Origin of the sequence: Bradyrhizobium sp. CCGE-LA001 (genome assembly GCF_000296215.2) — a bacterium.
In the GTDB taxonomy this organism is placed as follows: Bacteria; Pseudomonadota; Alphaproteobacteria; order Rhizobiales; family Xanthobacteraceae; genus Bradyrhizobium.
Genome location: NZ_CP013949.1, coordinates 7,767,022 through 7,785,539, shown reverse-complemented (window position 1 = coordinate 7,785,539; position 18,518 = coordinate 7,767,022). Strand labels below are relative to the sequence as shown.

Below are 18,518 nucleotides of genomic sequence, written 5' to 3'. Positions count from 1 at the left end.
TTGCTTCGCGGAGCCTGTCATCGGGCCGTGCTACGCGCGGACCCGGTGGCTCGCAATGACGATCTTTGAGGCAGCCCACTACACGACAGCATTTCGGCATCACCCCGGATGTTTGTTGCCCTCGGTGCTCTTGTCGATGTCGCTCCGCTTCAACAGATAATCCAGCCCGCCGACACGATACCAGCGATACCCATATGGTTCGAGCACGACGTGATGCTGGCCGCGCTTGTCGGCGTGGCTGTGGTCTTCCGCCAGCAGATTGATCAGGTGCGCGCCGGCGTCGCCGGGTAGCCCCGCCGAGAACGCGATCTCGCGTGGCTTGTCGTCGAGATTGTGCACGAACAGCACCGCATTGTTGCGCCAGTCATAGCGCATGATGAACACGGCGGGATCGCGCAGCGGGATGATGGCGAAATCGCCCCAGCCGACCTCGGGCACTTCCTTGCGCATGCGCACGATGCGCTCGGTCCAGTTCAGCATCGAATTGGGATCGCGCCGCTGCTTGGCGACGTTGACGTGGTCGAACCCGTAAGGCCCCTTGTCGATGACGGGGCAGTCCGGCTTGTCGCTCTTGGTGAAGCCGCCATGCGGCTCGGTCGACCATTGCATCGGCGTACGCGCACAGTTGCGCTCGGGCAGCGAGAGGTCATCGCCCATCGCGATCTCGTCGCCATAGCGGATCACGGGCGTCCCCGGCAGCGTGCACATCAGGCTGTAGGCGAGCTCGAGGCGCCGGCGGTCGCCGCCCAGCATCGGCGCGAGCCGCCGGCGGATGCCGCGGTCGTAGAGCTGCATGTCCTTGTCGGGGCCGAATTTCTTGAACACGGTCTGGCGCTGCGCCTTGGTCAGGCGCCCGAGATCGAGCTCGTCGTGATTGCGCAGGAACAGGCCCCATTGCGCCGTCGCCGGCCGTGGCTTGGTCGCCTTCAGCGCCTTCGCCAGCGGGCGTGAATCGCCCGAGGCCAGCGCATAGAACAGGTGCTGGTTGACGTGGAAGTTGAACATCATGTGCATGCGGTCGGCATCGCGGCCGAAGTACTCCATGTCCGTCTTCGGCAGCACGTTGGCTTCGGCGAGGATGATGGCATCGCCCTGTCGCCATTGCAGGAATTCGCGGAACGCACGCAGCATGTCGTATTGCTCGACCGGCTTCTTCACCTTCGCGCCCTTGGTCGCGATCACGAATGGCACCGCATCCATGCGGAAGCCGGAGACGCCGAGCTGAATCCAGAAGCCCATGATCTTCAGGATCTCGGCCTGCACGTGCGGGTTCGAGGTGTTGAGATCGGGCTGGAAATCGTAAAAACGGTGGAAGTAATACGCGCCGGCTTCCTTGTCGCGCGTCCAGGTCGTTTTCTGCACGCCGGGAAACACCATGCCCTTGTCGGCGCCTGCCGGCTTCTTGTCGGACCAGACATACCAGTCGCGATAGGGCGAGTTCTTGTCGCGCCGCGCCACCTTGAACCAGTGATGCTGGTCCGAGGTGTGGTTGACCACGAGGTCGATGATGACGCGGATGCCGCGCTGCTTGCAGCCATGGGTGAACTCGACGAAGTCACCGAGCGTGCCGTAGCGGGGATCAACGCTGTAATAATCGGCGATGTCGTAGCCGTCGTCGCGGCCCGGCGATGTCTGGAACGGCATCAGCCAGATCGTTGTGATGCCGAGCCCGTGCAGATAGTCGAGCCGCCGCAACAGCCCTTTGAAGTCGCCGACGCCGTCGCCATTGGCATCCATGTAGGTGCCGACCGACAGGCAATAGATCACGCCGTTCTTGTACCAGAGATCGTCGATCATCCCGCAGCCTCGGTGGTTCCGCCGAGGTGCGGCGGCTGCGTGATAAGTGCGAGGGAGGAGGGAGGTTCCGTGTTCCACCACACACGCTGTCGTCCCGGGGCGCGACGTAGTCGCGAGCCGGGACCCATAATCCCCGGCAGTTGGTTTGCGATGACTAGGAGTTGCCGTCTCGGCCCACAACTCCTCCTGTGGCTATAGATTCCGGGCTCGCGCCAAGTGGCGCGCCCCGGAATGACAGGCGAAGAGAGTGTCCGCCTCTCCAGGAATCGGTTATCCTTCCGCCATGGACAACACCGCCCGCAACATCGCGCTCGTGCCGCCGCCGGACCGCCGCCAATCTGAGACGGCGCTGGCGATCGCGCGCGGCACGGCGCGGCTGTTGCGCTCGCTCGGCTTCTCCTGCATCAGCGAATTGCCGCTGCCGTCCGGCCGGCGTGCCGATCTGGTCGCGCTGAACGAGCGCGGCGAGATCTGGATCGTCGAGATCAAGTCGTCGGTGGAGGATCTGCGCGCCGATCAGAAATGGCACGAATACCGCGCCCATTGCGACCGGCTGTTCTTCGCCTTCACGCAGGATCTGCCCTGCGAGATCTTCCCTCAAGACACCGGCCTGATCGTCGCCGATTCCTATGGCGCGCACATGCATTGCGAGGCGCCCGAGCACAAGCTCGCCGCCGCCACCCGCAAGCAGATGACAGTGCGCTTTGCGATGGCGGCGGGCTTGCGGATCAACCGCCTGGTCGATCCGCAAGGCCACGCGGATTTCTGGGAATAGGAACACACACTCGTGTCCCGGACGCGCTGCAGCGTGAAACGCTGCTGCGCAGAGCCGGGACCCAGAAGGCGGCAATCTAAGTTGAGGCGTGGACCCCGGCTCTGCAGCGTCCGGGGCACGAGTGCCGTAGGGTGGGCAAAGCGTAGCGTGCCCACGTCTTTCCCAAATGCGGAGAAGAACGGTGGGCACGGCGCTTTGCGCCTTTGCCCACCCTACGGCGCCGTTACCGCGGCGCGCGCTTCGCGAGAATGCGCTGCAGCGTGCGGCGGTGCATGTTCAGCCGGCGCGCGGTTTCCGAGACGTTGCGGTTGCACATCTCGTAGATGCGCTGGATGTGCTCCCAGCGGACGCGATCGGCCGACATCGGGTTCGCCGGCAGCTCGGATTTCTCCGCGCTGGTCGACAGCAGCGCCGCGACGACGTCATCGGCGTCGGCCGGCTTGGACAGATAATCGATCGCGCCCATCTTCACCGCGGTCACGGCGGTGGCGATGTTGCCATAGCCGGTCAGCACGATCGCGCGCGCATCCGGGCGCTTCTTCTTCAGCGCTGAGACCACGTCGAGACCGTTGCCGTCGCCGAGCCTGAGGTCCACCACCGCGAAGGCCGGTGCGGATCTGCCGATCTGCGCAAGACCGTCTGAGACGGTATCGCACGAGGTCACGGCAAAGCCGCGTGTCTCCATCGCGCGCGACAGCCGCTCCAGAAACGGCTTGTCGTCTTCCACGATGAGTAGCGAGCGGTCGGTCTGTTCGTTCAGTTCGGCGATGGCGTTCAAGGTGTTGTCCTCTCTCCAGCGCATTGACATATGGCGTCGCAATCGGCCGGTGCCAAGGCGGCAAATAGTCGATCGGCGCCGTTGTGCGACGCAAGGCCGCGCCTTATCCTATTGTTTCTTCGAGCGTCTCGATAGCCTCAAAACGCTGCCTGGGCCACGTGATCTGGACCACCGCGCCGTGTTCCGGAAAAGTCCGGTTGGTAAACGAGACCTTGGCGCCGGTGCGTTCCAGCAAGGTGCGCGCGATGAACACGCCGAGCCCGAGGCCGCGCCGTTCGCTGCCGCCGTCATCCTGGGGGCGCCGCCGCGACAGGTAGGGCTCACCGATCCGGTTGAGGATGTCGGGCGGGATGCCGGGTCCATCGTCGGAAATCACAAGCTCGATATGATCCTTGTTCCACCAGGCGTTAACCTCGACGGTGGTGCGGGCGAAATCGACCGCGTTCTCGACGATGTTGCCGATGCCGTAGAGGATGGCCGGATTGCGTGAGCCGACCGGCTCGGCCGCGACGGCCACCGCGATCCGCACCTTGATCTCGACGCCGAAATCGCGATGCGGTGCCACCACCTCCTCGATCAGCTCCGACAGCTTCATGCGATCGAAAGGCGCGCCGGTGGAGGATAGCTGGGTGATCTTGCTCAGGATGTCGCGGCAGCGCTGGGTCTGCTCGCGCAAGGTCTTCAAGTCGGCGGCGATGCTGGCATCCTTCACCGTCTTTTCGAGCTCGCGCGAGATCAGGAAGATAGTTGCGAGCGGCGTGCCGAGCTCATGCGCGGCCGCGGCAGCCAACCCATCGAGCTGCGTCAGATGTTGCTCGCGCGTCAGCACCAGCTCGGTGGCAGCAAGCGCGTCCGCAAGCTTGCGCGCCTCCTCGGTCACCTGGAAGGAGTAGAGGCTGGTGACGCCGATCGCGAGCACGATCGAAAGCCAGACGCCGACGAGATAGACCGGCGGCAGCACCAGCGGATCGTCGGCATCCCACGGCAGCGGCGAATGGTAGAAGAACAGGATCGAGGCGCAGGCGACGGCGAGCACGCCAAGGCCGAAGGTGAAGCGGGCCGGCAGTGCCGTGGCCGAGATCAGCACGGGCGCGAGGAACAGGAACGAGAACGGGTTCTGCAGGCCGCCGGTGAAGAACAACAGGCCGGCCAGCTCCACGATGTTGAGCGCAAGCAGGCCCGCCGCCTGCATCGGCTCCAGCCGCTGCATCGGATTGGCCGCGGTCTGGAGCCCCAGATTGAGTGCCGCCGACAGGGCGATGATGCTGACACAGGGGACGATCTCGACGTCGAACTCCAGCCCCTGCGCCACGATGAAGATCGCGGCGAGCTGGCCGAGCACGGCAAGCCAGCGCAGCCGCAGGATCGTGTCCAGCCGGATATGCCGCTGCGCGTGGTGAAAGTCGGAATCGGCAATTTCGGTCATATCGGCCAAGGGGGCGGCACCTTCTCATCCACAAACACTGGGCTTGCGGAACCACCCCGGGATTACAAGCCTTGCGCTATCGGCTGCAATAGCAGAAGAACGGCCAGCATGACCGAGAATGACAAGGATTCAAGTCGGCTGACTGTCGCGGATCGCAGTCCATCGGCGGCGATTGCGGTCGATCATCTCGTCAAGGTCTACAAGCAGACCCGCGCCGTCGACGATATCTCCTTCTCGCTTCCGCGCGGAAGCATCACCGGGCTGCTCGGCGGCAACGGCGCCGGCAAGACCACGACCATCGCGATGATCATGGGCCTGGTGCTGCCGACCTCCGGCCGCGTCGAGGTGCTCGGGCATCGGATGCCGGAGGAGAGCGCCTCCGTGCTGGGGCGGATGAATTTCGAGAGCCCCTATGTCGACATGCCGATGCGGCTGACGGTGCGGCAGAATCTCACCGTGTTCGGCAAGCTCTATGCGGTGAGGAATCTCGCTGACCGAATCAAGGAGCTCGCCGAGGATCTCGACCTCACCGATTTCATCGATCGCGCCAACGGCAAGCTCTCCGCCGGGCAGAAGACCCGCGTCGCGCTGGCGAAGGCGTTGATCAACCAGCCCGAGCTGCTCTTGCTCGACGAGCCGACCGCCTCGCTCGATCCCGATACCGCCGACTGGGTGCGAGCGCATCTGGAGCGTTACCGCAAGCAGCACGACGCCACCATCCTCCTTGCCTCGCACAACATGCTCGAGGTCGAGCGGCTCTGCGACCGCGTCATCATCATGAAGCGCGGCCGCATCGAGGACGACGACACCCCCGAAGCCATCATGGCCCGCTACAATCGCACCACGCTGGAGGAGGTGTTTCTCGACGTCGCCCGCGGGCGGGTGAACGGTGCGAAGGAGGCGGCGCGGTGACGGCTAGCAGGGCCACGGGCGCTTCTTTCGTCATTGCGAGCGCAGCGAAGCAATCCAGGATCTTTCCGCGAAGGCAGCCTGGATTGCTTCGTCGCAAGGGCTCCTCGCAATGACGGCCTCCCTCCACCGCGGCATCTCCGTCCATCGCATCGGCGCGATGATCTTGCGCTATTGGTACCTGCTGATGTCGTCCTGGCCGCGGCTGCTCGAGCTGCTGTACTGGCCGGCGCTGCAGGTCATCACCTGGGGCTTCCTGCAGCTCTACATCGCCGAGAACGCCAATTTCTTCGCGCGCGCCGGCGGCACGCTGATCGGCGCCGTTATCCTCTGGGACATCCTGTTCCGTGGGCAGCTCGGCTTCTCGATCTCGTTCCTGGAGGAGATGTGGGCGCGCAACATCGGCAATCTCATGATGAGCCCGCTCAAGCCGATCGAGTTTCTGCTGTCGCTGATGGTCATGAGCCTGATCCGGCTTGCGATCGGGATCATTCCGATGACCCTGCTCGCACTGTTCATGTTCCACTTCAATGTCTACGCCCTCGGCCTGCCGCTGATCGCGTTCTTCTGCAATCTGATCTTCACCAGCTGGTCCGTCGGTATCTTCGTGTCGGGCCTCGTGCTGCGAAACGGCTTAGGTGCCGAGAGCATCGTCTGGACGTTGATGTTCGCGATCCTGCCGCTCGCCTGTGTCTACTATCCCGTCAGCGTGTTGCCGGTCTGGCTGCAATACGTCGCGTGGGCGTTGCCGCCGACCTATGCGTTCGAGGGCATGCGCGCGCTGCTGATCGAGCAGACCTTCAGGACCGATCTGATGCTGGAGGCGTTGGTGATCAACGCGGTCCTCCTGGCTGCATCTTTTGCAGCATTCCTTGCCCTTTTACGCAGCGCCAAGCGCCACGGCTCGCTGCTCTCGGGCGGGGAATAACGTCACTTTCCCGTGGATTCAGGCGGTTTTTGCCGTTCTGCTTACGTAGATGTACGGAACCATGCATTGACGCAATATTACGCATTCGGCAGTATGTTGCGATGCGAAGAGGAATATAACGATGCCTATTGGTGAGTTTGGCGGCGCGCCGCCCCTGGCTGCAGAAGGCAGTCCGGTTCTGACGACGCCGATGTACTGGATGTACGAGATGGCCCACGCCTCTCTCAATCCGGCACGTGCGGTCACGGATGCGACCAGGCTCCTGTTTCAAAATCCCCTCAATCCATGGGCGCGCACCGAGGTCGGCAAGTCGGTCGCCGCGGCCTGCGAATTGTTCGAGCGCACCACGCGCCGCTACGGCAAGCCGGAATGGGGCCTCAACGACACCGAGGTCAACGGCATCCGCGTCCCCGTCGAGATCCGCTCGGTCTGGGAAAAGCCGTTCTGCCGGCTGCTCTATTTCGATCGCAAATTCGCTCGCCCCCTGCGCAGCCCGCAGCCGCGCGTGCTGATCGTGGCGCCGATGTCCGGCCATTACGCGACGTTGCTCCGCGGCACGGTGGAAGCCTTCCTGCCCGCGCATGAGGTCTACATCACCGATTGGGCCGACGCCCGCATGGTGCCGCTCAGCGACGGCCGCTTCGATCTCGACGATTACATCGACTACGTAATCGAGATGCTGCATGTTCTCGGCGGCAACACCCATGTCATGGCGGTGTGCCAGCCCTCGGTGCCCGTCGTTGCCGCCGTCTCGATCATGGAGGCGCGGCGCGATCCTTTCGTGCCGACCTCGATGACGCTGATGGGCGGCCCGATCGACACCCGCTGCAATCCGACTGCGGTGAACAATCTCGCCCAGGAGCGCGGCATCGACTGGTTCCGGAACCACGTCATCACCAAGGTGCCGTTCCCGCATCCGGGCATGATGCGCGACGTCTATCCGGGATTCCTGCAGCTCAACGGGTTCATCAGCATGAATCTCGACCGGCACATGGACGCCCACAAGCAGCTCTTTGCCAATCTGGTGAAAGGCGACGGCGATCTCGTCGACAAGCATCGTGAGTTCTACGACGAATATCTCGCGGTGATGGACCTCTCCGCCGAGTATTACCTCCAGACCGTCGACACCGTGTTCGTGAAGCACTCGCTGCCGAAGGGCGAGATGACTCATCGCGGAACACGCGTCGATCCCTCCAAGGTCACGCGCGTCGCGTTGATGACGGTCGAAGGCGAGAACGACGACATCTCCGGTCTCGGTCAGACCGAAGCAACGCACGCTTTGTGCAGCTCGATCCCCGATCATCGCCGTGTTCATTACGTCCAGAAGGGCGTCGGACATTACGGCGTGTTCAACGGCTCGCGTTTCAAGTCGGAAATCGTGCCGCGCATCCATGACTTCATGGTTTCGGCGGCAAATCCTGCTTCGTTGCAGGCGCTCGCGGCCGAATAGTCGCGTTTTCGGCTTTCCCGTCGAAAATCCGGGGCGCTTTCGAGGGTTCCGGAGGGTCAAGTTCCCGCCAGATTCGCGGTATTTAGGTAGCTTCATAGGAGTGAGTCAGGGCTCACCCCTTGGGGGTGCCGCATGCATCCAGCGGGGGCGAAAAAAGCCGGTTCCAACCCCAGTCTGTAGGGTCTCCCGGACGCCTGACCGCTGTATATTGGGCAAATGATTTGTTTTTGCGCCGAGCGCTTCCCTTGGCGGCGGTTATGGCAGAATCCGGGCGCTCTCCTGCCCCCCGGACTGACAGACATGGCCACCCGCGCACTCCTTTATCGTCGGCCCCACGAACCGAAGACCCTTGTCATCACCCATGGATCGCAGTTTTTTGCGATCCGCTTGCGCCGGCACAGACGCGCGCGCCGCTACACGCTCAGAATTCATCCGAGCGATCGCGAAGCCATCCTCACCATGCCGCCGCGCGGCACGCTCGCCGAAGCAAAAGACTTTGCGCAGCGTCACGGCGCGTGGATCGCCGCGCGTCTCGGCCGCTTGCCGAAGGCGGCGCCGTTCCAGCCGGGCACGGTGATACCGCTGCGCGGCACGCCGCATCGCATCGTTCATCGCGCAGGCACCCGCGGCACGGTGTGGACCGAGATCCGCGACAGCGGTGAACGCATTCTCTGCGTTGCCGGTGGCCTCGAGCATGTCGATCGCCGCGTCAGCGACTTCCTCAAACGCGAAGCGCGCCGCGACCTGCAGCGTTCGGCGGAGGCCTATGCCGCCGAGCTCGGCGTTCGCGTCAAGCGTCTGTCGATCCGCGACCAGTCCAGCCGCTGGGGCTCCTGCACCTCGGCCGGCTCGCTGTCGTTCTCCTGGCGCCTGATCCTCGCGCCGCCCTTCGTGCTCGACTACCTCGCCGCCCACGAGGTCGCCCATCTCGTCGAGATGAACCATTCGGCGCGATTCTGGCGCGTCTGCGGCAAGATCTGCCCCTCGATGGAACGCGCCAAAAAGTGGCTCGACACACACGGCAATGATCTCCACCGGTACGGGGTCGAGGATTAGGGGGGCCGAGGTCCAGCTTCGCTATAGCGATTTGGACAGTGTCATCGCCCGCGAAGGCGGGCGATCCAGTACGCCGCGGCACTTCTATGAATCTCGACGTCTCTGGAATACTGGATTCCCCGCCTTCGCGGGGAATGACAGCCGAATGAGACCGCGTCCTCGTGACTCAAAGGCTCACGCGCTGATATCCGCACTCACTCCCGCCTGCCCACGTGACGCCAGATACGACGACTGTTGCTGCGCGTTGGCCCTCTGCCCCTCGGCCAGCATGGCCTGGAAGGCCGCGTCGAGTTGCTCGCGGCTGTAGGTCGTGGACGTGCTTTCGCGCGGCGTCCATTGCGACTGCGTGATGGCGGTGGGCGCCTTCTCGACGGTGCCGCCTAGCAGTCTCGCATAATTGTCGGCGCGCCACTGCGCCAAATCCGGTCCAGCCAGGCCGGGCGGATCCTCCAGCTTGCCGATCTTCCCGAACGCCGCGTTGGTCATGGTCGAAGAGCCGCCATTGTAGACCGTGGCGACCACCTTTCCGTCGACTTTCACCTGAGCGTAAGTGTTCTGAGGCGCATCATCCGAAACGACCGATTGCGATGCACTGCTGTCGTGGGTTCTCAGCCAGTTCATGGCCATCAGGTCGCGCAGAACCGGATTATCCGCCACCGATGTGGCTTTGGCAGCTGACAACAGTGGCTTGACCTGAGAGACATCGACCCGAAAGCTGCTGGGCGCCGCCGACTCTGGCGGCTCGGGCATCATCGGCTGGAGACCCGAACTCGCATGCGAAGCGGACGTCGATGCGGGACGCAGATGAGGCAACGCCGCGTTGGACACACCTGAAATCATGGAAGCTCCCTGGCACTCGCTCAACCCATGAGAGCAAATCCCGGGCCGCTGACGAGCGCTTGAAGGAACTGATGTTTTTGCTTTCGGGACGTCGCCGGTCCAGGTCGATCTTGCCGCGATAGGCAGGACTTGCCGACGAATGACAGCACCTGGCAGTGCAGGTTCAAGTCCTGCGGGACTGTCTCCGCAAGCCATTGATTTTGCTAGCACGGGCTACTGTGCATGGGGTTGTTTTCGCAGCTTGTTGTGAGGCCCTAAGAATTCTCACCGAAATTCTCAGCGAGACCTTGGCCCGAAGCTATCGGTTTCCGCCGAACAACCGGTCCATCAGCCAGCCGTCGAGTCCTGCCGCAGCTTCCGGTCGGGCGTTGGCGCGCGTGGGCGGCGGCGGGCGATAGCCGCCGTTGTTGGCCGGCGCCGGTGCGATCGCCGTCGGCGGCGAGATCTGCGAGGCCGCCTGCGCGAGGTTCGACAGACCCCAGCCACCTGGTGTGCTCGGCAACGCCGCCACCGGCACGCCCTCATGCGCCGTCTTCATGAAGCGCGTCCAGACCTCGACGGGCAAGCCGCCGCCGGTCGCCTTCTTGGTCGGCGAGTTGTCGTCGTTGCCGAGCCAGACGCCTGTGACGAGGCTCGCGGTGTAGCCGATGAACCAGGCGTCGCGATAATCCTGGCTGGTGCCGGTCTTGCCGGCCGCCGGCCAGCCGGGAATGTCGGCCTTCTTGGCGGTGCCCGAAACAAGCGTCTCCCGCATCATCGCATTCATCATGCCGACATAGCGGGGATCGACGACCTGGTTGCGCTCCTCCGGCTGGCGCATGTAGAGCAGCTTGCCGCTCAACGTCCTGATCCGCGTCACCACATGCGGCGCCACCGCAAGGCCGCCATTGGCGAACGGCGCATAGGCGCCGACCAGCTCGACGACGGAGACTTCGGAGGTGCCCAGCGCAATCGAGGCGTTGGGCTCGAGCTTGGAGGAGATGCCGAGCCGGTGCGCCGTGCGCACCACGTTCTTCGGCCCGACCTCGAGGCCGAGACGGATCGCGACCGTGTTGAGCGACATCGCCAGCGCCTGCGTCAGCGTCACCGACCCGAAATATTCGTGGGTGTAGTTCTCGGGCCGCCAGCCCTTGACCTCGATCGGGGCGTCCTGGCGCATCGTGTCGGGCGTCAGGCCCTGCTCCAGCGCGGTGAGATACACGAACGGCTTGAACGAGGACCCCGGCTGGCGCCTGGCGGTGACCGCGCGGTTGTACTGGCTGTCGGAATAGTTCCGCCCGCCGACCATGGCCCGCACCGCGCCGTCCGGCGTCATCGCGACCAGCGCGCCCTGGCTGACGTTGAACTTGACGCTCTTGGCCGCGAGCTCGTCGATGATGGCGGCTTCCGCCACGCTCTGCAGCTTGGGATCGATCGTCGTTTCGACCTTGATGCTTTCGTCGATCTGACCAACCAGATCGTCCAGCACTTCGCCGATCCAGTCGGCGACATAGTTGATCGTGCCGGCGCCGACCGGTTTCACGTTGTAGGAGGGATGGCCGATCGAAGCCTTGGCCTGCTCGTCCGTGATGAACTTTGCATCCGCCATTGCCGCGAGCACGAGCTGCGCGCGCGCTTCGGCGCCTTCCGGATTGCGGTTCGGCGCAAGGCGCGAGGGCGACTTGACGAGGCCGGCCAGCATCGCGGCCTCGGCGATCGTCACGTTCTTCGCCGACTTGCCGAAATAACGCTGCGCCGCGGCTTCGACGCCATAGGCGCCGGAGCCGAAATAGACGCGATTGAGGTAGAGCTCCAGAATCTCGTTCTTGGAATGCTTGCGCTCCAGCCAGATCGCGAGCTCCACCTCCTGCAGCTTGCGCTGCATGGTGCGCTCCTGGGTCAGGAACAGGTTTTTGGCGAGCTGCTGCGTCAGGGTCGAGCCGCCCTGCGACACGCCGCGATGGAGCACGTTGGTGACGAGGGCGCGCAGGATGCCGACCGGATCGATGCCGTAATGCGAATAGAAGCGGCGGTCCTCGATGGCGATGAACGCCTTGGGCAGATAGGGCGGCAGGTCCTTCAGCGCGACATTCGCGCCGGCCATCTCGCCGCGCTGCGCCAGCATGCTGCCGTCGATGCCAACGATCTGGATCGTCGGCGGGCGCTTGGGAATTTCCAACGACTGGATCGGCGGCAGGTGGGCGCCGACATAGATCACGACGCCGATCACGGCGATCACGCCCCACAGGCTCAGCACCGCGCCCCAATAGACCAGGCGCCCGAGGCCGAACCCGCCGCGCGTCTTCGCGCGGCGTTTCGCACCGCTGCGGCTGGCCTGTGCCTTGCGCTCGCGCGGCGGCTCGTCGTCGGCCTCCTCGCTCTTGCGCTTGGCGGATGATTTCGTTGTTTTCTTGGGCTTGTCCTCGCCGCCGGGAATGCGGTCCGCCGGGTTAAGGCGCAGATCGGAAAGCGCCGCGGGCAAGCCGAACAGCGGCTCCTTGCGCCCACCCTTTTTCTTTCCCCACGCCATACGCAAAACGCCCGGTCAGCCCGCCCCGCCGCACGCTAGCGGTCGCTGTTTAAGGCCGGGTTACCCCGGCGTTAACGCGCGATTAGGAGGTGGGGCATTCGGCCGCCGCAGTTCCGCATCCGCGGCGGCAAAGCTAGGATCGCCGCCACAAAAAGAGGGAACGCTCATGGGCCACATCGATCCGACCAAGGAGATTTTCGCGCAATTCCGGGACAACGACCGCCCCGGTCCGATCCACATGCTCAATCTGGTGCGCCTGCGCAAGGAGGCGGCCTACCCCGATGGCCGCAAGGCGAGCGGCGCGGAAGCCTATGCGGCCTATGGCCGCGAGAGCGGCCCGGTATTCGAGCGCCTCGGCGGCCGCATCGTCTGGCAGGGCCGGTTCGAATTGATGCTGATCGGCCCGCAGGACGAGCGCTGGGACCATTGCTTCATCGCAGAATATCCGAGCGTTGCCGCCTTCGTCGAGATGATCCGCGATCCCGTCTATCGCGAGGCCGTGAAGCACCGCCAGGCCGCGGTGGAAGATTCGCGGCTGATCCGCCACGCGGTGTTGCCGGTGGGGAAGAATTTCGGCGAGATACCGGAGTAGTTGGTAGGGTGGGTTAGGTTCGTAGGGTGGGCAAAGCGCTGGGTGCGCGAATGCGCATCCAGCGTGTGCCCACGATGTCCATCGTGGAGAGACGGTGGGCACGCCGCTCGCGCGTCTTTGCCCACCCTACGAGATCAGTTCCTGCCTAACCCGACGGGCCCGAATCCTCGATGATCGGTCCGAACAGCTCCCAGCGTTCGCCGTTGAACTTCATCATCTGCATCTGCTTGTTGACGCGATAGTCGTTCGGCCCGGTGTTGATCTTGATGCCGGGCAGCGCCAGGCTCGGCGTATAGCCCTTGATGTTGGCGGCCTGCTTCATCACGTTCTCGCGCGTTAGGTCGTCGCCGCACTGCTTCAGCACCTGCACCAGCAGCTCAGCCACCGAATAGGCATAGGTGTTGATGGTGTTGAGCTTGTCGCCTTCGGGGAAATACTTGTCCATGAACGCGAAGAAGGCCTTCACGCCCGGATCGTCCTTCCACTGGGGATCGCCGGGGTCCTTGCCGTAGTTGGTCGAGATGATGCCCTTAGAGATGTCGAGGCCGGCCGGCTTCAGTGTCGCCGACACCGGGCTCGCATTGATGTCGAGGATATGCACCGGGGTCCAGCCGAGGTCGGCGAGCTTCTTGATGGCCTGCGCTGCGAACTTGGGTGTGGAGGCGTCATAGAACAGGTCGACGCCCATCGACTTCAGCTTGACCACCTGTGAATCCACAGTCGGATCGGTGACTTCGTAGGAGACTTCGCCGACGATCATGTTGGCCTTGTCGCCGAGGCCGCTCTTGAGACCCGCGAGATAGTCGCGGCCCATGTCGTCGTTCTGGTAGAGCACGCCGATCTTGGCATTGGGGTGGTTGGCCAGAATGTACTTGGCGTAGATCCGTCCCTCGGACACGTAGTTGGGATTGTAGGCCATGGTCCACGGGTAGTTCTGCGGATCGTTGAATCGCGCGGCGCCTGTGGAGGCGAGCAGCTGGGGGATCTTCTTGCCGTTGAGATATTTCTGCACGGCCGCGTTGGCCGCGGTTCCGATCAGCTGGAAGGTGAACAGCACCTCGTCGCCTTCGACCAGCTTGCGCACCTGCTCGACCGTCTTCGGCGGCGAATAGGCGTCGTCATACTGGATCAGATTGATCTTGCGGCCGTTGATGCCACCCTGATCGTTGATCATCTTGACATAGGCGGCCTGGGTCTTGCCGATATTTGCATAGACGGAATAGGCGCCGGAGAACGGCACGGTCTGGCCGATCTTGATCTCGGTGTCGGTCGCACCGGTGTCGTATTTCTTCTGGGCGAGGGCTTGGCTAGTCGAAAACGTGACGGCGAGCGCTGCCGTGGCAGCTAGGAAGGCTCTGCGATTATTCATCTTGGGATGTTCCTCCTGACGGAATTTCTGGCCGATGGTCTTTTCCCGTTGATTGCAACGGTCGCCATCGCTGCCAAAGATTGTGGAGGAAGGCACAGCTCCGCGCAAGGAGCGCGACGCTGCGCCGTAGCGTCAAAGCGTCTTAGGTCAGGAACAATGCCGCCAGCGCGATCGCTGCCGGCAGCGCCTGCACCATCAGGATGCGCGAGCTGACGGTCGCAGCGCCATAAGCGCCGGCCACGATCACGCAAAGCAGGAAGAATACCTTGATCTGGAATGCGAAGGCGGGATTGCCGTGAACCAGACCCCAGATCAGGCCGGCGGCGAGGAAGCCATTATAAAGGCCTTGATTGGCGGCCAGCACCTTCGTGATCTCGGCCTTCTCGGGCGTGTTGCGAAACACCTTCAGGCCTGGCGGCTTGTCCCAGAGAAACATCTCCAGGATCAGGAAAAAGCCATGCAATGCGGCGACCAGCGCCACCAGGATATTGGCGATCAGATTCAAGTTGAGCTCCCCCAAAGCCTCAGCTTTCGGGTGGACGTTAGCACGGCCGGCGTGGCAAGTGCGACAGGCGTGTTTCGATTGCCTGGTGCCGCAATGTCCGCTCGATCAACCAAGCCCTCCATAATGTACGGTCTCGACCGCCTGGCGACGCCGATCGGGATCGCGCTGCTCGTCACCGATGCCGATGGCGCGTTGCGCGCGCTCGATTGGGAAGACTATGAGCACCGCATGCGCGAGCTGCTGCGCCTGCATCATGGGACGGTGGAGCTGACGGATCGGCCTGCGCCGACGGGAATGCGGACTGCGCTGTCGCGCTATTTCGACGGCGATCTCGGCCAGCTCGCGAGCATCGCATGGCGTATCGCCGGCACGCCGTTCCAGCAGAAGGTCTGGAAGGCGCTCGCGCAGATCCCCGCCGGCACCACGATGAGCTATGGCGCGCTCGCCGCGAAGATCGACATGCCCAAAGCGGTTCGTGCCGTCGGCCACGCCAACGGCTCCAATCCGATCAGTGTGGTGCTGCCCTGCCATCGCCTGATCGGCGCGGATGGCTCACTGGTGAAATACGGCGGCGGCTTGGAGCGGAAGAGGTGGCTGCTGCGGCATGAGGGCGTGGAGATTTAGCCGCCCCCCGTCACGCCGCCGGCTGAACCGCCTTGTCGCCGGCCATCACATGGGTCAGCGCGCTCTTGATCGCGGCCTGGCGCGTCGGGGCGTTGATCTGTGCGCCCAGGAGATCGGTGACGTAGAACACGTCGCGGGCGCGCTCGCCGAAGGTCGCGACATGGGCCGAGGCGATGTTGAGATTGAGCTTCGAGATCGCGGTGGTCAGTTCGTAGAGCAAGCCGGGGCGATCAAGGCCGGAGACCTCGATCACGGTGTAGCGATCCGACCATTGGTTGTTGATGGTCACCTCCGGCTCGACCACGAAGGGCTTCGCCTTGCTGCGTACGGTGCGCCGCGCCACCACTTCCGGCAGGCGCAGCTTGCCTTCCAGCACGTCCTCGATCATCTCGCCGATGCGCGTGGCGCGCCGTCCTTCGTCCTCGTCGCGATCGTATTCCCGGGAGATCGAGATCGTGTCGAGCGCGCGGCCGTCGGTCGTGGTGTAGATCTGGGCGTCGACGATGTTGGCGCCGGCCGAGGCGCAGGCGCCCGCAATGATCGACAGCAGCCAGGGATGGTCGGCGGCGAAAATGGTCAGCTCGGTGACGCCGCGCACCTCGTCGAAGCCGACATTGATCGCGAGCTTGTGGCCGGCCTGCTCGCTGGAGCGGACGAAACGGGCGTGGCGGATCTTGCGCGGCAGCTCGACCTTGAGCCAATAGGCCGGATAGTGCCGGCCGATATAGGCGTCGAGCTCGTCTTCCGGCCATTCGGCAAACGCCATGCGGAATTCGGCGTAGGCGGCCGAGAGGCGCTTGCCGCGATCGACCTCCGAGAAGCCGCCGGTCAGCACCGGCTCGGTCTCATAATAAAGAGAGCGCAACAGCTGCGCCTTCCAGCCGTTCCACACGCCCGGGCCGACGCCGCGGATGTCGGCGGTGGTGAGAATCGTCAGCAGCTTCATCTGCTCGACCGATTGCACCACGGCGGCGAAATTCTCGATGGTCTTGCGATCGGAGAGGTCGCGCGACTGCGCGACCGTGGACATCGTCAGATGCTCCTCGATCAGCCAGGCCACGAGCTCGGTGTCGGCCGGGCTGAAGCCGAGCCGCGGACAAAGCCGGCGCGCGACCTTGGCGCCGGCGATCGAATGATCCTCGGGCCGGCCCTTGGCGACGTCGTGCAGCAGCGTCGCGATGTAGATCACCGCGCGGTGCTCGGGCCGCGTCTTGCGCATCAGGTCGCTGGCGAGCGCGAACTCCTCGATGCCGCCGCGCTCGATGTCCTGGAGGAAACCGATGCAGCGGATCAGGTGCTCGTCGACGGTGTAGTGATGATACATGTTGAACTGCATCATCGAGACGATCTTGCCGAAGGCGCGGATGAAATGGCCGAGCACGCCGGTCTCGTTCATCCGCCGCAGCACGGTCTCGGCGTCGTTGGAGGTCAGGATCTCCATGAACAGCCGGTTGGCCTCGGGATTCTCGCGCAGCTGCCCGTTGATCAGGTTGAGCGAGCGCGTCACGCCGCGCATCGCGTCCGGATGGAAGGCGAGGTTGTTCTTCTGCGCCAGGCGGAAGATGCGGATCAGATTGACCGGATCGTGCTTGAACACGTCGGGCGCGGCGACGTTGATGCGGTTGTTGTCGACGATGAAGTCGTCGCTGTCGGGGACGCGCCGCTTCACGGTGCTGGGCCGCAGCCGCGCCATCATCCGGCTCAGCACCGGTGCGGGCTTGGCCTGCTGGTCCTCGAGCTTGGCGCAGAGGATGGCGGTGAGGTTGCCGACTTCCTTGGCGACCAGGAAGTAGTGCTTCATGAAGCGCTCGACGTCCTGCATGCCGGGATGCGAGGTGTAGCCGAGCCGGATCGCGATCTCGCGCTGAAGGTCGAAGGAGAGGCGCTCCTCGGCGCGGCCGGAATAGAAATGCAGATTGCAGCGCACCGACCAGAGGAAATCGGCGCAGCGGCGGAAGCTGCGATATTCCTGGGCGTCGAACACGCCGCGCTCGACCAGCTCGTCGGTGTCGCGGACTCGGTAGACGTACTTCGCGATCCAGAACAGCGTGTGCAGGTCGCGCAGGGCGCCCTTGCCGTCCTTGACGTTGGGCTCGACCAGATAGCGCGACTGGCCGCCGCGGCGGTGCCGCTCCTCACGCTCGGCGAGCTTTGCGGTGACGAATTCGGACGCGGTGCCCTGCACCACCTCCTTGTCGAAGCGCGCGACCAGCTCGTCATAGAGCGGCTTGTCGCCGGTGAGGAAGCGCGTCTCCAGGATCGCGGTGCGGATCGTCATGTCGCCACGGGCCTGACGGATCGATTCGTCGACGGAGCGCGTGGCGTGGCCGACCTTCAGACCCATGTCCCAGAGGCAATAGAGGATGGCCTCTGCGACCTGCTCGCCCCAGGCGGTCTGCTTGTAGGGCAGGATGAACAAGAGATCGATGTCGGATTCCGGGGCCATCAGGCCGCGGCCATAGCCGCCGGTCGCCACCACGGCCATCCGCTCGGCGCCGCTCGGGATCGGCGAGCGGTAGAGATGACGTGTCGCGGCCGAATACAGGATGCGGATGATCTCGTCCTGCACGTGGCACAGCCGCTCGGCGCAGCGGCGGCCGTGACGGTCCTTCAACAGGATCGCCTGCGCCGCGGCGCGCGCCGCGATCAGCTCGGCCTTGAGCAGTTGCGCGACGGCGGTGCGGAACGCGTCCTCGCGGCCCTCGTGCCTTTCGGCGAGCGCATCGACCGCGGCGGTGATCCGCGCAGTGTCGAAGCGGTCATCCGTCTGTGGCTTTGGCTCGGTCGCGACGCTGTCCATGTCTCACCGGATATAAGAGGCGACAGGCGCTGTCACCCGCCATTCTCTGCAATAGTCGTTCCATGCTGGAAAAGCCCGGCTTCGGGCAAATCTGTTCTCAGCCATCCCGCTTTCGAGGGTCGGATTTTCTCGTTGATTTCCAGATATAACTCATTGAAAA

General features: G+C 64.0%; 15 protein-coding genes. 7 read left to right on the top strand and 8 right to left on the bottom strand.

Features of this window, described 5'->3' with window-relative positions:
- Positions 1 to 99 precede the first annotated feature (99 nt).
- A complete protein-coding gene (locus BCCGELA001_RS35340; protein ID WP_060737402.1) occupies positions 100 to 1,797 on the bottom strand; it encodes an alpha-amylase family protein in 1,698 nt (565 codons plus the stop codon).
- 283 nt (positions 1,798 to 2,080) lie between these two features.
- Here BCCGELA001_RS35340 and BCCGELA001_RS35335 point away from each other — a divergent pair, with 283 nt between their 5' ends.
- Positions 2,081 to 2,572, top strand: coding sequence for an MmcB family DNA repair protein (locus tag BCCGELA001_RS35335; RefSeq protein WP_060737401.1), 492 nt, complete (start codon positions 2,081 to 2,083; stop codon positions 2,570 to 2,572).
- A gap of 223 nt (positions 2,573 to 2,795) precedes the next feature.
- On the opposite strand, the gene BCCGELA001_RS35330 is transcribed toward BCCGELA001_RS35335, so the two are convergent.
- Complete coding sequence (locus BCCGELA001_RS35330; protein ID WP_060738027.1) at positions 2,796 to 3,350, bottom strand: ActR/PrrA/RegA family redox response regulator transcription factor; 555 nt, start codon at positions 3,348 to 3,350, stop codon at positions 2,796 to 2,798.
- A 103-nt stretch (positions 3,351 to 3,453) separates the two neighbouring features.
- Entirely contained in the window at positions 3,454 to 4,776 is a 1,323-nt protein-coding gene (locus tag BCCGELA001_RS35325) for an ActS/PrrB/RegB family redox-sensitive histidine kinase (RefSeq protein ID WP_060737400.1), read from the bottom strand.
- A gap of 108 nt (positions 4,777 to 4,884) precedes the next feature.
- On the opposite strand from BCCGELA001_RS35325, the gene BCCGELA001_RS35320 reads away from it, so the two are divergent.
- The 4 genes from BCCGELA001_RS35320 (at position 4,885) to BCCGELA001_RS35305 (ending at position 9,119) form a co-directional block, all read left to right on the top strand.
- Positions 4,885 to 5,688 carry an ABC transporter ATP-binding protein gene (locus BCCGELA001_RS35320; RefSeq protein WP_008540414.1) on the top strand — a complete coding sequence of 268 codons (804 nt, stop codon included), beginning with the start codon at positions 4,885 to 4,887 and terminating at the stop codon, positions 5,686 to 5,688.
- Between the two features lie 109 nt (positions 5,689 to 5,797).
- Entirely contained in the window at positions 5,798 to 6,613 is an 816-nt protein-coding gene (locus tag BCCGELA001_RS35315; protein WP_008540415.1) for an ABC transporter permease, read from the top strand.
- 121 nt (positions 6,614 to 6,734) lie between these two features.
- Positions 6,735 to 8,063 (top strand): polyhydroxyalkanoate depolymerase, encoded by a 1,329-nt coding sequence (locus BCCGELA001_RS35310; protein WP_060737399.1) that lies wholly within the window; start codon positions 6,735 to 6,737, stop codon positions 8,061 to 8,063.
- 216 nt (positions 8,064 to 8,279) lie between these two features.
- Entirely contained in the window at positions 8,280 to 9,119 is an 840-nt protein-coding gene (locus BCCGELA001_RS35305) for a M48 family metallopeptidase (protein ID WP_060737398.1), read from the top strand.
- A 174-nt stretch (positions 9,120 to 9,293) separates the two neighbouring features.
- On the opposite strand, the gene BCCGELA001_RS35300 is transcribed toward BCCGELA001_RS35305, so the two are convergent.
- Positions 9,294 to 9,959, bottom strand: coding sequence for a hypothetical protein (locus BCCGELA001_RS35300; RefSeq protein ID WP_144441655.1), 666 nt, complete (start codon positions 9,957 to 9,959; stop codon positions 9,294 to 9,296).
- Between the two features lie 298 nt (positions 9,960 to 10,257).
- Positions 10,258 to 12,468, bottom strand: a complete 2,211-nt coding sequence (locus tag BCCGELA001_RS35295; protein WP_060737396.1) for a transglycosylase domain-containing protein — start codon at positions 12,466 to 12,468, stop codon at positions 10,258 to 10,260.
- Positions 12,469 to 12,634: 166 nt separating this feature from the next.
- On the opposite strand from BCCGELA001_RS35295, the gene BCCGELA001_RS35290 reads away from it, so the two are divergent.
- Positions 12,635 to 13,060, top strand: a complete 426-nt coding sequence (locus BCCGELA001_RS35290; protein WP_060737395.1) for a DUF1330 domain-containing protein — start codon at positions 12,635 to 12,637, stop codon at positions 13,058 to 13,060.
- A gap of 145 nt (positions 13,061 to 13,205) precedes the next feature.
- Here the strand turns inward: BCCGELA001_RS35290 and BCCGELA001_RS35285 are convergent, their stop codons facing one another.
- Both BCCGELA001_RS35285 and BCCGELA001_RS35280 read right to left on the bottom strand, forming a co-directional pair.
- A complete protein-coding gene (locus BCCGELA001_RS35285) occupies positions 13,206 to 14,429 on the bottom strand; it encodes an ABC transporter substrate-binding protein (protein ID WP_060737394.1) in 1,224 nt (407 codons plus the stop codon).
- 142 nt (positions 14,430 to 14,571) lie between these two features.
- On the bottom strand, positions 14,572 to 14,928 hold the full coding sequence (locus BCCGELA001_RS35280; protein WP_083543548.1) for a DUF1304 domain-containing protein: 357 nt from the start codon (positions 14,926 to 14,928) through the stop codon (positions 14,572 to 14,574).
- Positions 14,929 to 15,027: 99 nt separating this feature from the next.
- Between BCCGELA001_RS35280 and BCCGELA001_RS35275 the strand changes: the two genes are divergently transcribed.
- On the top strand, positions 15,028 to 15,558 hold the full coding sequence (locus BCCGELA001_RS35275; protein WP_060737392.1) for a methylated-DNA--[protein]-cysteine S-methyltransferase: 531 nt from the start codon (positions 15,028 to 15,030) through the stop codon (positions 15,556 to 15,558).
- Between the two features lie 10 nt (positions 15,559 to 15,568).
- Here BCCGELA001_RS35275 and BCCGELA001_RS35270 read toward each other — a convergent pair whose 3' ends face one another.
- On the bottom strand, positions 15,569 to 18,358 hold the full coding sequence (locus BCCGELA001_RS35270; RefSeq protein ID WP_060737391.1) for a [protein-PII] uridylyltransferase: 2,790 nt from the start codon (positions 18,356 to 18,358) through the stop codon (positions 15,569 to 15,571).
- Positions 18,359 to 18,518 lie beyond the last annotated feature (160 nt).

Excerpts from the sequence above, each read along its gene's own strand:
- BCCGELA001_RS35340 (WP_060737402.1), bottom strand. The coding sequence starts at position 1,797 with ATGATCGACGATCTCTGGTACAAGAACGGCGTGATCTATTGCCTGTCG.
- BCCGELA001_RS35335 (WP_060737401.1), top strand. The coding sequence starts at position 2,081 with ATGGACAACACCGCCCGCAACATCGCGCTCGTGCCGCCGCCGGACCGC.
- BCCGELA001_RS35325 (WP_060737400.1), bottom strand. The coding sequence starts at position 4,776 with ATGACCGAAATTGCCGATTCCGACTTTCACCACGCGCAGCGGCATATC.
- BCCGELA001_RS35320 (WP_008540414.1), top strand. The coding sequence starts at position 4,885 with ATGACCGAGAATGACAAGGATTCAAGTCGGCTGACTGTCGCGGATCGC.
- BCCGELA001_RS35315 (WP_008540415.1), top strand. The coding sequence starts at position 5,798 with ATGACGGCCTCCCTCCACCGCGGCATCTCCGTCCATCGCATCGGCGCG.
- BCCGELA001_RS35310 (WP_060737399.1), top strand. The coding sequence starts at position 6,735 with ATGCCTATTGGTGAGTTTGGCGGCGCGCCGCCCCTGGCTGCAGAAGGC.
- BCCGELA001_RS35305 (WP_060737398.1), top strand. The coding sequence starts at position 8,280 with ATGATTTGTTTTTGCGCCGAGCGCTTCCCTTGGCGGCGGTTATGGCAG.
- BCCGELA001_RS35300 (WP_144441655.1), bottom strand. The coding sequence starts at position 9,959 with ATGATTTCAGGTGTGTCCAACGCGGCGTTGCCTCATCTGCGTCCCGCA.
- BCCGELA001_RS35295 (WP_060737396.1), bottom strand. The coding sequence starts at position 12,468 with ATGGCGTGGGGAAAGAAAAAGGGTGGGCGCAAGGAGCCGCTGTTCGGC.
- BCCGELA001_RS35290 (WP_060737395.1), top strand. The coding sequence starts at position 12,635 with ATGGGCCACATCGATCCGACCAAGGAGATTTTCGCGCAATTCCGGGAC.
- BCCGELA001_RS35285 (WP_060737394.1), bottom strand. The coding sequence starts at position 14,429 with ATGAATAATCGCAGAGCCTTCCTAGCTGCCACGGCAGCGCTCGCCGTC.
- BCCGELA001_RS35275 (WP_060737392.1), top strand. The coding sequence starts at position 15,028 with ATGTCCGCTCGATCAACCAAGCCCTCCATAATGTACGGTCTCGACCGC.
- BCCGELA001_RS35270 (WP_060737391.1), bottom strand. The coding sequence starts at position 18,358 with ATGGACAGCGTCGCGACCGAGCCAAAGCCACAGACGGATGACCGCTTC.